The organism is Idiomarina sp. (genome assembly GCF_048260185.1).
GTDB lineage: Bacteria > Pseudomonadota > Gammaproteobacteria > Enterobacterales > Alteromonadaceae > Idiomarina.
The window spans coordinates 548,098-560,997 of record NZ_JBLXHB010000001.1; the positions used below are offsets into that span (position 1 = coordinate 548,098).

Genomic DNA, 12,900 nt, shown 5'->3' on the forward strand with positions numbered 1-12,900 from the left:
GCACGGCTCAATCTTTGAGCCATTCCCCTATACCCGGAACAATCTGGATTGGTTCCGGGTTTTTTTTATCTTTTTTCTCCTACTTGTTAACAATTCAAGGCGATCAAAAAAACGCTTTTCAGGGTACATATAGACAAACGGATAGCCCGTTCTGATAATAAAATTAACTAAGGAGTCAGTGATGAGTACGACCGTTGAAAGTAATGAACGCCCCGACTACGACGAAGTTATTCAAACCATTGCAGACTATGTTATCGATTACAAAGTAGACAGTGAGGAAGCCTGGAATACTGCCCGTAACTGCCTGATGGATACTCTGGGGTGTGGCTTACTAGCACTACGTTTTCCTGAATGCAGTAAACATTTAGGCCCGCTGGTTGAAGGAACCACGGTTCCAAACGGAGCCCGGGTACCGGGAACTCAATTTCGTATGGACCCTGCTAAAGCGGCCTGGGATATAGGTTGTATTATTCGTTGGCTGGACTTTAATGATACCTGGCTGGCAGCCGAATGGGGACACCCCTCCGATAATTTGGGCGGCATACTGGCAACCGCTGACTATATTTCGCAAAAGCGAGTGTCTAAAGGTGAGCAGCCTTTAACCATGAAAACTGTTTTAGAGGCGATGATTAAAGCTCATGAAATTCAGGGTAATTTAGCCATAGAAAACAGTTTTAATCGCGTTGGTCTGGACCATGTGGTATTGGTCAAAGTGGCGTCTACGGCGGTAGTTACTTGGTTAATGGGGGGCTCCAGAGAGCAAATTATGGCTGCGGTCTCACAAGCATGGGTAGACGGTCAGTCGTTAAGAACTTACCGTCACGCACCTAATGCCGGTTCGCGTAAATCCTGGGCTGCCGGCGATGCCACATCAAGAGCTGTACGTTTGGCCGACATAACCATGCGCGGTGAAATGGGAATTCCCGGGGCATTAACGGCTCCGCAATGGGGCTTCTACGACGTACTGTTTAATAAAACCAATAAAGATCAGCAGTTGAAACCGAAAGAAGATTGGAAATTTAAATTTCAGCGTGACTACGGCAGTTACGTTATGGAAAATATTTTATTTAAATTGTCTTTCCCGGCGGAGTTCCATGCTCAGACTGCCTGTGAAGCTGCGGTGGCGTTGCATTCAGAAGTTAAAGGCAGAATTGATGATATTGAAAAAGTTGAAATAACGACTCATGAGTCAGCTATTCGAATCATTTCAAAACACGGGAAGCTGGCTAACCCGGCGGACAGAGATCATTGTTTGCAATACATGACTGCGGTTCCGCTAATTTTCGGCGAGCTAACAGCGGATCATTACGAGAACAGCTTTCACGAAAATAACCCGGTTATTGATAGCATACGTGAAAAAATGGAAGTGATTGAGAACAAACAATATAGTCAGGATTATCACGATCCGGAAAAGCGTTCTATAGCCAATGCTTTACAGGTGTTTTTCAAAGATGGAACTCATACTGAAAAGGTTGTGGTGGAATATCCTATAGGACACAGAAGACGTCGGGAAGAGGGCTTTCCTGTGCTGGAAAGCAAGTTTAAAGCGAATTTAGCGACTCGTTTTCCTGAGCCGCGGGTTAAATCTATTTTTGACCAGTGCCGTCAGCAGCAGTCTTTTGAAAACATTACGGTTAACGAATTTATGGATATGTTTGTTATCTAAGTTGGTTATAGAAAAAAGGCTCTTCAATAAGTTGAAGAGCCTTCCAACGATCACTAACCGCGCCAGATAACCAGCAGAATCAGTATTGGGCAAATGAACTTTACGTACCACGGCCATATCTTCCAGAACAAGCTTTTATCAATGTCCGGTGAGCCTTGTTTTAGCGCTTTTAATAAATGATTCTGGCGTAATACCCAGGTAAGCATTATACCGAACACCAGCGCCATTATTGGCTGCATATAAACGGTGCTAAAGGTAATAACGGCACCGAACAGTAGTTCAAAGTTATAAATGATAACTGTGGAAATGGCTGTCACGACAAGCGCAATGATCCAGACGCCGCTGCTACGATCACAGTTAGCTTCCTCTCTAAGCGCATTGACGGGTGCTTCCAGCATAGAAATCGAAGAGGTAATAGCGGCAATAACCATTAGCAGGAAAAAACCAAAAGACATAAATAGTCCGGCGTAACCGAGAGCATCAAACATCGCAGGTAATACAGTGAAAACTAAAGTATCCGCTGAGAGCAGGGTACCATCTTCAGCATAAATGGTGACGCCATTAGATTGCGCTACGAACATCGCTGGCAGAATGAGCAGGCCAGCTAAAAATGCAACGCTGGTATCAATACCCGCTACCCAGGCTGCTGTTTTGGGGATGTTTTCGGAGTTTGAAAGGTAAGCACCATAAGTCATCATCACACAAACACCGAGAGACAATGAGAAGAATGCCTGCCCCATGGCCCGAATAATCAGGTTCGGATCGGTAATGGTTGAGAAATCAGGGAGCAGGTACATTTTCAGGCCCTGTATCGCACCGTCCTGCGTTAAAATGTAAGCGGACATGCCAATTAACAAAATGAACAATAATGGCATTAACCGTCTGGACCAGCGCTCTATGCCGTTGTTTACACCAGAACGTACAACGTAAACGGTTAGCAGCATAAAAAAGATCATGGTGGTTATATTTCGGGAAACCGAAAACTCGGTAAACCATAGAGCGGTTTCAGGCTGGCCAATTAAAACCATCAGTGGGGCCAGCATATAGGAGACAAGCCAGCCTGATACAATGGCGTAGAAACTCAATATTAAGCTTAAGACAATAAGGCCAGTGACCCCGGCGATTGCACCTGAGCCTCTTAAGAAAGGCTTATGGGATAAGTTACGTAATGCTTCTATTGGGTTCTGACGTCGTATGCGGCCAATGGTTATTTCGGCTACCAGCATAGGGTATGCCAGAAGAATAATCATAACCAGATACACCAATAGAAAGGCACCACCGCCATTACTGGCGGCCTGGGTAGGGAAGCCCCAAATATTACCAACGCCAACCGCTGAGCCAGCGGCAGCTAATATAAACCCTAATCGGGTTGCGAACGCAGGTGATGAATTTGCCATAGTTTTTCTTATTATTATTTAAGCTGCGTCAAATTATGGCGGAGTTAATTCGCCACGTAAATTCTTCTGTAACAATTTTTGCATTTTACTCAGGCTTAAGTCTTGTGACAGCAGATAATGCAATTTAGTCAGTGCCGCCTCAATGGTCATATCTGAGCCGGACACAATGCCGATTTCAGCCAGAGCGTTGCCGGTCGCGTAGCCGTCCATATTGACCCGACCGCGAAAGCATTGAGTACAGTTAAGAATGGTAATGCCCTGGTTAATGCCTTCTTTCAGGCTAGTTAGCAGGGCATCGTCCTGTGGCGCGTTACCAACACCGTAACTTTGTAAAATCATGGCCTTTACCGGTTGTTGCAGCTGGTTTTTTATAATTTCAGCAGAAATTCCCGGGTAAAGCATGACCACACCGATTGGCTGAGGGGTCATTTCAATGACCTTTAACGGCTGGTTGGAGGGTTCCGACAGTTCTCCTGCGTTTAGCTGAATCTGGATTCCTGCTTCAAGTAAGGAGGGGTAGTTAGGGGAGGCAAAAGCCTTAAACCCGTTTGCGTCCGCTTTGGTCGAACGGTTCCCGCGGTAAAGCGTATTATTAAAGAATAAACCCACTTCAGGAATGGGATAGTTCGCGGCCACATAAAGTGAATTGAGCAGATTGGTCTGGCCATCAGAACGTAAGGCGGCTAACGGTATTTGTGAGCCGGTTACAATAACGGGTTTGCTCAGGTTTTGTAGCATAAAAGAGAGAGCAGACGCCGTATAGGCCATGGTGTCGGTACCATGCAAAATGACAAAGCCATCGTACTGGTCGTAATTCTGCTCTATATCACGAGCAATAGTCACCCAGTCTGAGGGGGTCATATTTGATGAGTCCATTAATGGCGAATACTCATTAATGGTAAATTCGGGCATTTCTTCCCGGAAAAACTCCGGCATGTTTTCAACGCATCGGCTCAGGTGTCCGGCAACCGGAACATAACCCTGAGCTGACTTTTTCATACCTATGGTGCCGCCAGTGTAGGCAACATAAATTTTTTTACGAGGCAAAGTTCACTCCTGTGCTCTGCGAAATAACCGCGATAATTCTATCGCGGTTGAGGGCAGAGTGCACAATAAGAGTAAACATTTTTAGGGTCATCAAAGTTTTGTAAAACTGCGGTTTCAGTTTTCACTTTATTTAATGTACCCATCAGCCAATGTTTCGCCTCATTACCGACGCTCGGAGTTGGTATATAGTCTGAGGTGCTATTGAACAAGTCAGCAAAGAACTGCTCTTTGGAAGACAATTCTTGTTGAATGACCTTCACATCGTAGTCATCAATAGCTGCAAGTTGTGCTGCAACATTTACTGAGTCATCAAAATTACCCAGTTGATCGACCAGACCACGTTCCATTGCCTGTTTACCCGTCCAGATTCTGCCCTGAGCAACTTCGTGTACGTCGTCGCGGGACATATTGCGCGCATTGCTGACAATAGTTAAAAAATCTGCGTAGGTGGCTTCAACTGAGCTTTGTACCAGGTTCTTTTGATAGTCGGTCATTTCTTCCAGCGGGTTTAAGCTGGATATTTCAGTGGTACTAACCGTATCGCTATGAATACCAATGGCCGCAAAACTATCTTCCAGAGTCATTAACAGACCGAAAACACCGATGGAGCCGGTAATAGTGGTTGGGGCGGCTACAATCTTATCGGCATCTGCTGCGATCCAGTAACCACCAGATGCAGCGACGGTGCTCATAGAAGCGACAACCGGAATACCGGCTTCTTTTGCCTGGAGAATTTCCTGACGGATAATTTCAGAGGCAAAGGCACTTCCGCCGGGGCTGTCTATGCGCAACACAATAGCTTTGGTCTGCTTGTTATTACGCGCTTCACGAATCAGTTTTGCGGTGCTGTCACCACCAATCATACCGGCTTTTTGCGAACCGTTAACGATTTGCCCACGGGCGACAACAACCGCTATCTGGCTACGGTCTGTCGGCTGCAGGGTTTCCGGAACTTCCATTTCGGTCGCCAGATAGTTGTCGTAGGTAATATGACGGAAGGTATCTTCTTCCTTATCGTATCCGGCTAAATTGATGAGCTCGTTACGAACTTCGGTACGTGTACGCAGCGCATCAACCATGTTTGTTTCTAACGCCATTTTGGCCATATCGCCATTGGCACTGTTAAACGCAGACATGTAATCATCAATTTTACCGCTGGTAACTAACGGATTAATGTTACGTGCTGCGGCGACATCGGTGCGGAAGTTATCCCACAAAGCTGAATAAAGAAACTCATTGGCTTCGCGTGCTTCGTCAGACATGTCGTTACGAATGAAGGGTTCAACCGCTGCTTTAAATTTACCGACTTTAAAGACTTGAGGCTGAACTTTAAGCTTGTCGAGTAAGTCTTTAAAGTACAGTTGAGTGTAATCAAGTCCTTCAAATACAACTCCGCCCATTGGGTTTAGGTAAAGCTGATCTGCATGCGCGGCAAGATAATACTGATGTTGATCATAGTAATCAGCATTACTGATAATGGGCTTACCAGAGGTACGGAAATCGTCAAGAGCCTCAGCAACGACTTGCAGTTTATTGAGCCCGCTCGGATAAAGGTTTTGTAAATTTAAATACAGTGCGCCTATACGCTCATCTGTTTTGGCTTTCTCAATTGAGTTGACCACATCAGACAACAGAACCTCGGGTATATCATCACTGCTTCCCATCGCTTCGTTCAGGAATTGACTAAAAGGATCAACCCAGGTCTTCTCTTCAACCAGCATGCCATTAGGGTTAAGAACCAGAATGCCATTCTCCGGTACTTCGATAGGATCCTCTCCGCTAAATAGACTAACGAGAAAAACCGCGAGGATTAAAAAGAATACAAGGTTCAAAATGACCTTGCGCGTACCGTTGATTATTTTCCACAAATAACTGAAGATTGAGCGCATAGTTAAATTCTCATTAGCTAATAAAACAGGCCTTAGCATATCGAATGTGCGAGTAACAGACCAGTCAGAGAATGTAACTAACCATTACACATTGAATAAGGTGAAGTATGAATGCCGAAGAGTTATTAACCAGCCGTTCCTCGATGCCGCGTTTAAATGAGCCCGGACCAACTTTAGAGCAACTGGAACTAATTAAAGCCGCCGCTGTTCGTGCGCCGGACCATATGGGGCTAACGCCATATCAGTTTATTCAATTTCAGGGAAAAGAGAGACAGGTTCTGGCGGATATCTACCAGCAGGCTGCGCGCCTTAATGACTTTTCAGAAACAGTCATAGAGCAGGCAGGGCAGTTGCCATTTCGGGCACCAATGATAATTGTTTCTTGTCTGCGTTTTCAGGAACATCCGAAAGTCCCTCGTGATGAGCAACTGTGTACGGTAGCCTGTGCCACTCACGGCATGCAGCAAGCGGCTTTTGCGCAAGGTATTGGCGCAATTTGGCGTACCGGATGGATGGCCGAAGACGACTTTATCAAGGAACAATTAGGGTTATCTGTAGACGATGCCATTGTCGGCTTTCTGTACGTAGGGACACCTGCAGTCCCTACGCCAATAAAGCCTCAGAAAGATTCATCACCATTTTTCATGAACGGCAATGACTTAGTGCTGGATTAAAATTCAGCACTTTTCGGAGCCCGGGGGAAAGGTATAACGTCACGAATATTTTGTACGCCGGTGACATAAGCCACTAAGCGCTCAAAACCCAGGCCAAAACCGGCGTGAGGAACGGTACCGTAACGGCGTAAATCGCGGTAGAAGCCGTATTCTTCTTTTGGCAGATTCATTTCCTCAATCCGCTGGTCAAGAATGTCTAAACGTTCTTCACGGGCGGAACCACCGATAATTTCCCCGATACCCGGTGCTAAAACGTCCATAGCAGCAACGGTTTTGCCATCTTCGTTCTGGCGCATGTAAAACGCTTTAATATCGCGCGGATAGTTTTTCAGAATAATTGGTGCGCCTACATGTTCTTCAGCTAAATAACGCTCGTGCTCTGATTGTAAATCCACACCCCATTCAACCGCGTATTCGAATTTTTTATCGCAGTTTTTCAGTATTTCGATGGCGTCGGTGTAATCCATGTGCACAAAGTCATTGTTAACAATGGCTTCTAAACGGCTGATAGCGTCAGAGTTAATGCGCTCGGCAAAGAACGCCATGTCGTCGGGACGCTCTTCAAGCACGGCTTTAAACACGTACTTAAGCATAGCTTCAGCTAAGCCGGCAACATCATCTAAAGTAGCAAACGCCAGCTCTGGCTCTACCATCCAGAACTCAGACAGGTGACGGCTGGTGTTTGAGTTTTCGGCGCGGAACGTCGGCCCAAAGGTGTAGACTTTAGACAGCGAACAGGCATAAGACTCAACGTTTAGCTGCCCGGAAACGGTTAAAAAGGCTTCTTTACCGAAAAAGTCTTCAGAGTAGTCGACTTCGCCTTTATCTGTTTTCGGGATATTCAGCATGTCCAGTGTTGAAACACGAAACATCTCACCGGCACCTTCGCAATCGGAAGTCGTAATAATGGGGGTACTCACCCACAAATAACCTTCCTCGTGGAAGAAGCGATGAATAGCCTGAGATAACGCATTACGAACACGCATGACCGCACCGGTAATGTTGGTACGCGGACGCAAATGCGCGTATTCACGTAAATATTCCATGCTGTGACGCTTGGGAGCCATAGGGTAGGTGTCCGGATCTTCCACCCAGCCGTATACATGAACCTTAGTTGCCTGCAGCTCAAATGACTGACCTTTGCCCTGAGATGGAACAACAACACCGGTAATAGCAACAGAACAACCAGTCGTCAGCTTCTGCACTTCATTAGTGTAATTGGGAAGTTCTGCCGGAACCACGGCCTGAATGGCATCAAAGCATGAGCCATCGTGCAAGTTAATAAATGAAATACCGGCTTTCGAGTCACGGCGGGTGCGGACCCAGCCCCGGACTGTGACGGTTTCATCGACAGCGATTTTTCCCGTCAGAACATCCACTACAGAAGCATACGACATGAGTTGGTTTTCTCCGAAATTTACACTATTTTGCTATAGAAAGGTTGCTATGTTACCGCGCTTTGGCGCAGACTCAAGTATAACCCCTGATAACCGAGAGAAAAATTATGAAAAGGGGATCTTTAGATGATTTAAGACGCGTACCATTCTGGTCTCGTACTTTGGGATGGCTGTCTATTTTTGGCTGGCTTATTTTTGTTATTGCTGCCGTTGTCTTTAATTATGCAAAACCCGAACGTAACACCATTTTAACTGAAATTTTCGGGATATCTGTCCGGGACTACTGGCAGATCACATTAGGTGATTTATTTGTCATCCTTTTAATTATTGGGCTATGCGTGAGTCTGCTCAGCTTTGTTCTTAATTATGTTCTCTTTCGTCAGGACAAGCAGCACCTGTGGATTAATATTCTGATACTGATTATGAGCTGTTTAGGCGGTTTATCACTTTATTTTTTTGGTTATTAGGTCTCAATAGAACTCTGAGTTTCAGCGTAGTCTTTCATGGCATGGGTTAAACAGCTGAGCTCGCTCTTAGAAATAACATAAGGCGGCATAATATAAAGTAAGCGTCCGAACGGGCGTATCCACACTCCTAGTTCAATAAAACGTTTCTGCGCAACGGCGACATCAATTGGATGATGCATTTCTAATACGCCAATAGCCCCAAAAACTCGCGCGTCTTTTACCGCATCACATCCAGCCAGGGGAAGAAGTTGCTGCTTTAACTGAGTTTCTATTTCAGCAACCTGTTGCTGCCACTTACCCTCAGCAATAATTGTCAGCGATTCAGCCGCAACGGCACAAGCTAAAGGGTTCCCCATAAAGGTGGGGCCGTGCATTAATGCTCCGCCGCCGGGGCCGTGACCAATGATTTCTGCTACCTGTTTCGTGGTTAAAGTAGCGGCCAACGTCATGTAACCACCAGTTAACGCTTTACCAACGCAGAGGATATCAGGCGTAACTCCAGCGTGCTCACAGGCGAATAACTTGCCGGTACGACCAAACCCTGTCGCAATTTCATCCGCTATCAGTAATACATCAAACTCGTCGCAAAGCTGGCGTATTAACCTTAGGTACTCAGGGTGATAAAAACGCATGCCACCGGCGCCCTGAACTATAGGTTCAAGGATAATCGCCGCCAACTCCGCGTGATGTTGCTCAAACCAGTTTCGGAGTTCGTCGCCTGCGGAATCTGTCCAGTCATCATTTGGGGTTAGTGTTGGAGCTTCAGCAAAGAGCTGTGAATTGATGGCCTTATTAAAAAGGTGGTGCATGCCATTGACCGGGTCACAAACTGACATCGCTTTAAAGGTGTCGCCGTGGTAGCCGCCTTTGATGGTCAGCAGTCGGTGTTTCTCGGGCCGTTCTTGCGCTAACCAGAACTGCAGAGCCATCTTTATAGCGACTTCAACGCTGACAGAGCCTGAATCGGCAATAAATACCCTTTGCAGAGGCTCCGGAGTTAATTCAATAAGACGTCGCGCAAGATTAATCGCGGGCTGATGAGTGATACCGCCAAACATAACGTGGCTCATTTTATCTATCTGACTGTGAGCGACGGTATCTAAGCGAGGATTACGGTATCCGTGAATAACAGCCCACCAGGATGACATGCCATCAATAACGTCTTGACCGGTATCCAGAGTTAACCTGCAACCTTTTGCAGACTCAACTTTATAAGCAGGTAAGGGGGTCAGCATAGAAGTGTATGGGTGCCAAATGTGCTGGCGATCGAACTCAATATCGCTTTTGCTCATAAAATAAACTATTGTAAAGTATTAAACTGAAAGTATATTGACAGTGTATCGAGCTGGATTATTCTAGTCGACCATAATTTGCCAAGCACACGAGATTTACCATGCCACAAATTCGTAACGACTGGACCATTGAAGAAGTTCAGAACCTTTTGCAGATGCCGTTGAATGACTTAGTTTTTGAAGCGCAAACCGTGCATCGCCAGCACTTTAACCCGAACGAAGTTCAGGTCAGTACCTTGTTGTCGATTAAAACCGGAGCCTGCCCCGAAGACTGCAAATATTGCCCACAAAGCGCGCATTATCACACCGGGCTGGATCGCGAGCGTTTGATGGCTGTAGAAAGTGTGTTGGCTGAAGCTCAGGCAGCGAAAGAGAAGGGCGCGAGCCGTTTTTGTATGGGCGCGGCCTGGCGTAACCCGAAAGATCGCGATATGCCTTACGTCATTGAAATGATCAAAGGGGTTAAAGCTTTAGGTTTGGAAAGTTGTATGACACTTGGCATGTTAAGTAACGAACAGGCGAAAATGCTGCAGCAGGCAGGGCTTGATTATTACAACCATAACCTCGATACCTCACCTGAATTCTACGGTGACATTATTACTACCCGAACTTATCAGGATCGCCTGAATACGCTGAATAATGTGCGAGACGCAGGTATGAAAGTGTGCGCCGGAGGCATTGTTGGAATGGGCGAAAGCGTAACCGACCGGGCCTCTTTATTAGTGCAGTTGGCGAACTTGCCTAAGCACCCGGAAAGTGTCCCCATTAATATGCTGGTTAAAGTAGAGGGCACGCCTTTTGCCAAGCTGGAAGACCTGGATAACTTTGAATTTGTACGTACAGTTGCCGTAGCTCGTATTTTAATGCCTGCTTCGCACGTACGCTTGTCTGCCGGCCGTGAGGACATGAACGATGAAATGCAGGCGTTGTGCTTTATTGCTGGTGCCAATTCAATTTTCTATGGCGAAAAACTGCTGACTACCGCAAACCCTGAAGCAGATGCCGATTTACGTTTATTTGAGCGTCTGGGCATAAAGCCTGAACAGCGCGATGGTTATGATGATGAAGTTCACACCGCGGTTATTGAAGACGCGATTAAAGAGCAGCAAAATCCTGTTCGATACTACGACGCGTCTTAGTCGAGAATAGGCAGAGAAAATAGAGTGGAGAAAATCGTGTTGGAGTATCAACAGCGGCTTAATGAGCGTAAAAACTCTTCGCTGTTTCGCTCGCGAAAGGTCCGTAGCTCCAACGCTCATTGGCAATTGGATTTCAGTACCAATGATTATCTCGGTTTAAGCCAGCATCCGGCCATAAAGCGCGCATTTAAGCAAGCTATTGATACCTGGGGTGTTGGCAGTACTGGCTCACCTTTACTCAGCGGTTACAGTGCAGTTCATCAGGAACTGGAAGAGTTGCTGGCCCAGTGGCTGGGTAAATCGAGAGCTTTGCTGTTTAATTCAGGTTTCGCAGCAAATCATGGTGTGTTGACAACCCTGGTCGATAAACAGCAAAAGCTGTTCGCCGACAAATTGGTTCATGCCTCAATTATTGACGGTATGCAGCACGGCGAAGGGCGTTTTAAGCGATATCCGCATAACCAACCGGAACCTTTGGTTGCTAAAGCATCGCCCGGCGACTGGTTAGTGACTGAAGGCGTTTTTAGTATGGACGGAGACGCCTGTAATCTAAACCTGCTGGCGTCTTTAAAGCGCAAGTATGGCCTTAAGATTATGCTTGACGATGCGCATGGAATAGGTGCTTATGGCGTTGAAGGGAAGGGCTCATTATCTGCCGACTCTGCTGTTGCCGATGTGGTAACAGGTACTTTTGGTAAAGCGTTGGGCGCTGGTGGAGCCTTTGTATGTGCCAATGAAGATGAAATTGAAAGTTTAATTCAGTTTTGTCGTGATTATATTTATTCCACTGCAATGCCGCCGGCTCAGGCGGCAGCAATAAAAGCCTCTGTAGAAATTGTACGCAGCGCAGAAGGCGATGACCGTCGCGGAAGACTTGCTGAGCGCATTCAGTATTTTCGGGAACAGCTGAAACAGCGCGGTTTAAAAACCATAGAATCAGATTCTGCCATACAAACCTGGTTATTTAACTCCGATGAAAACGCGCTACACATGGCAACAGAATTACAGGCTCAAGGGTATTTATGCAGTGTTATTCGTCCGCCAACGGTTCCTGCGGGAAGCTCCCGTATTCGTTTTAGCCTAACGTCAGAAATGTCGACGACGGAACTCGCTCAGTTTTGGAGCCGGGTAGATGAGGTTCTTAACCAGTTATGAAAAGAATGAACTTTCAGCAGGCTGTTGCACGGCAGTTCAGTAAGGCGGCAAAAGACTATCACCAGCACGCGAGCATTCAGCGATTAACAGCCAACCGGCTATTAGGTCTCGGACCGGTTAATGTGAATCAGGTGCTTGATGTTGGCTGTGGTCCCGCGTCAACGACAGCGGAACTCTTAAGCCGCACGAACCATTACCTTGGTGTTGATATTGCTCCGGCTATGTTGTCTAAAGCCGCCTCTGATTATCCTGAACTGAGTTGGCTTAATGGTGAATGGGAAGCTTTGCCTGTAGCTGACAATTCGGTCGACTGGCTTTTCGCTAATTTGTCTATACAGTGGGTCGATGATTTACAAAAAGCCATGTGCGAAGCTTATCGTGTTTTAAAGCCGGGTGGTGCTGTAACCGTTAATACCGTTGTCGAAGGCACTTTCAGTTCTTTCATAAAAAGCTGGAACGCCGTGGACGATTTGCAACATACGCACCGCTTTGAATCCACAGAGAGGGTGCAGAACGAAATAAGCTCAGTTAACTGGCGCTATTCAGAATTCGTGTTAGAAGAACACACTCAACACTTTGGCAGTGTCCGTGAACTTATGGGTAGTATTAAGGGGGTTGGTGCCAACTATGTGAGACGAACTGATAACGCCGGACTGATGACGCGTAGCCGCTTGCAGCAGTTGGAAAACGCCTTTGAGAAGTATCGAACTTTGCAAGGATTGCCACTTGAATGGTCAGTTCTTAATATTAAATTAGTTAAGTAGCATTGAGTTTAAG

At 46.3% G+C, this 12,900-nt stretch carries 11 protein-coding genes; 6 read left to right on the forward strand and 5 right to left on the reverse strand.

Translation table 11 applies throughout. The features are described from left to right. The first annotated feature begins 181 nt into the window (after positions 1-181). Complete coding sequence (locus ACN0RF_RS02710) at positions 182-1,666, forward strand: bifunctional 2-methylcitrate dehydratase/aconitate hydratase (RefSeq protein ID WP_417437971.1); 1,485 nt, start codon at positions 182-184, stop codon at positions 1,664-1,666. Positions 1,667-1,719: 53 nt separating this feature from the next. Here ACN0RF_RS02710 and ACN0RF_RS02715 read toward each other — a convergent pair whose 3' ends face one another. The 3 genes from ACN0RF_RS02715 to sppA are packed head-to-tail and all read right to left on the reverse strand — an operon-like array spanning position 1,720 to position 5,999. Then, complete coding sequence (locus ACN0RF_RS02715) at positions 1,720-3,063, reverse strand: sodium-dependent transporter (RefSeq protein ID WP_417437972.1); 1,344 nt, start codon at positions 3,061-3,063, stop codon at positions 1,720-1,722. Positions 3,064-3,096: 33 nt separating this feature from the next. Next, positions 3,097-4,110: an asparaginase gene (gene ansA, locus ACN0RF_RS02720; RefSeq protein WP_417437973.1), complete on the reverse strand. Its 1,014-nt coding sequence runs from the start codon at positions 4,108-4,110 to the stop codon at positions 3,097-3,099. Positions 4,111-4,148: 38 nt separating this feature from the next. Further along, positions 4,149-5,999, reverse strand: a complete 1,851-nt coding sequence (sppA, locus tag ACN0RF_RS02725; protein WP_417437974.1) for a signal peptide peptidase SppA — start codon at positions 5,997-5,999, stop codon at positions 4,149-4,151. 107 nt (positions 6,000-6,106) lie between these two features. Here sppA and ACN0RF_RS02730 point away from each other — a divergent pair, with 107 nt between their 5' ends. Next, positions 6,107-6,673 carry a nitroreductase family protein gene (locus ACN0RF_RS02730; protein WP_417437975.1) on the forward strand — a complete coding sequence of 189 codons (567 nt, stop codon included), beginning with the start codon at positions 6,107-6,109 and terminating at the stop codon, positions 6,671-6,673. Here the strand turns inward: ACN0RF_RS02730 and asnS are convergent. Beyond that, positions 6,670-8,070 carry an asparagine--tRNA ligase gene (gene asnS / locus ACN0RF_RS02735; RefSeq protein WP_417437976.1) on the reverse strand — a complete coding sequence of 467 codons (1,401 nt, stop codon included), beginning with the start codon at positions 8,068-8,070 and terminating at the stop codon, positions 6,670-6,672. The genes ACN0RF_RS02730 and asnS overlap by 4 nt on opposite strands. Before the next feature lie 107 nt (positions 8,071-8,177). Here asnS and ACN0RF_RS02740 point away from each other — a divergent pair, with 107 nt between their 5' ends. Then, a complete protein-coding gene (locus ACN0RF_RS02740) occupies positions 8,178-8,537 on the forward strand; it encodes a hypothetical protein (RefSeq protein ID WP_417437977.1) in 360 nt (119 codons plus the stop codon). Here ACN0RF_RS02740 and bioA read toward each other — a convergent pair. After that, a complete protein-coding gene (gene bioA / locus ACN0RF_RS02745; RefSeq protein WP_417437978.1) occupies positions 8,534-9,829 on the reverse strand; it encodes an adenosylmethionine--8-amino-7-oxononanoate transaminase in 1,296 nt (431 codons plus the stop codon). The two genes, ACN0RF_RS02740 and bioA, sit on opposite strands and share 4 nt — an antisense overlap. Positions 9,830-9,930: 101 nt before the next feature. On the opposite strand from bioA, the gene bioB reads away from it, so the two are divergent. From bioB to ACN0RF_RS02760, 3 genes are read left to right on the forward strand one after another with little or no spacing between them, the layout of a single operon-like run. Continuing rightward, complete coding sequence (gene bioB / locus ACN0RF_RS02750) at positions 9,931-10,968, forward strand: biotin synthase BioB (protein WP_417437979.1); 1,038 nt, start codon at positions 9,931-9,933, stop codon at positions 10,966-10,968. 36 nt (positions 10,969-11,004) lie between these two features. Continuing rightward, positions 11,005-12,123, forward strand: coding sequence for an aminotransferase class I/II-fold pyridoxal phosphate-dependent enzyme (locus ACN0RF_RS02755; RefSeq protein ID WP_417437980.1), 1,119 nt, complete (start codon positions 11,005-11,007; stop codon positions 12,121-12,123). Continuing rightward, a complete protein-coding gene (locus ACN0RF_RS02760) occupies positions 12,120-12,887 on the forward strand; it encodes a methyltransferase domain-containing protein (protein ID WP_417437981.1) in 768 nt (255 codons plus the stop codon). Before ACN0RF_RS02755 ends, ACN0RF_RS02760 begins: the two co-directional genes overlap by 4 nt. The last annotated feature ends 13 nt before the right edge of the window (positions 12,888-12,900 follow it).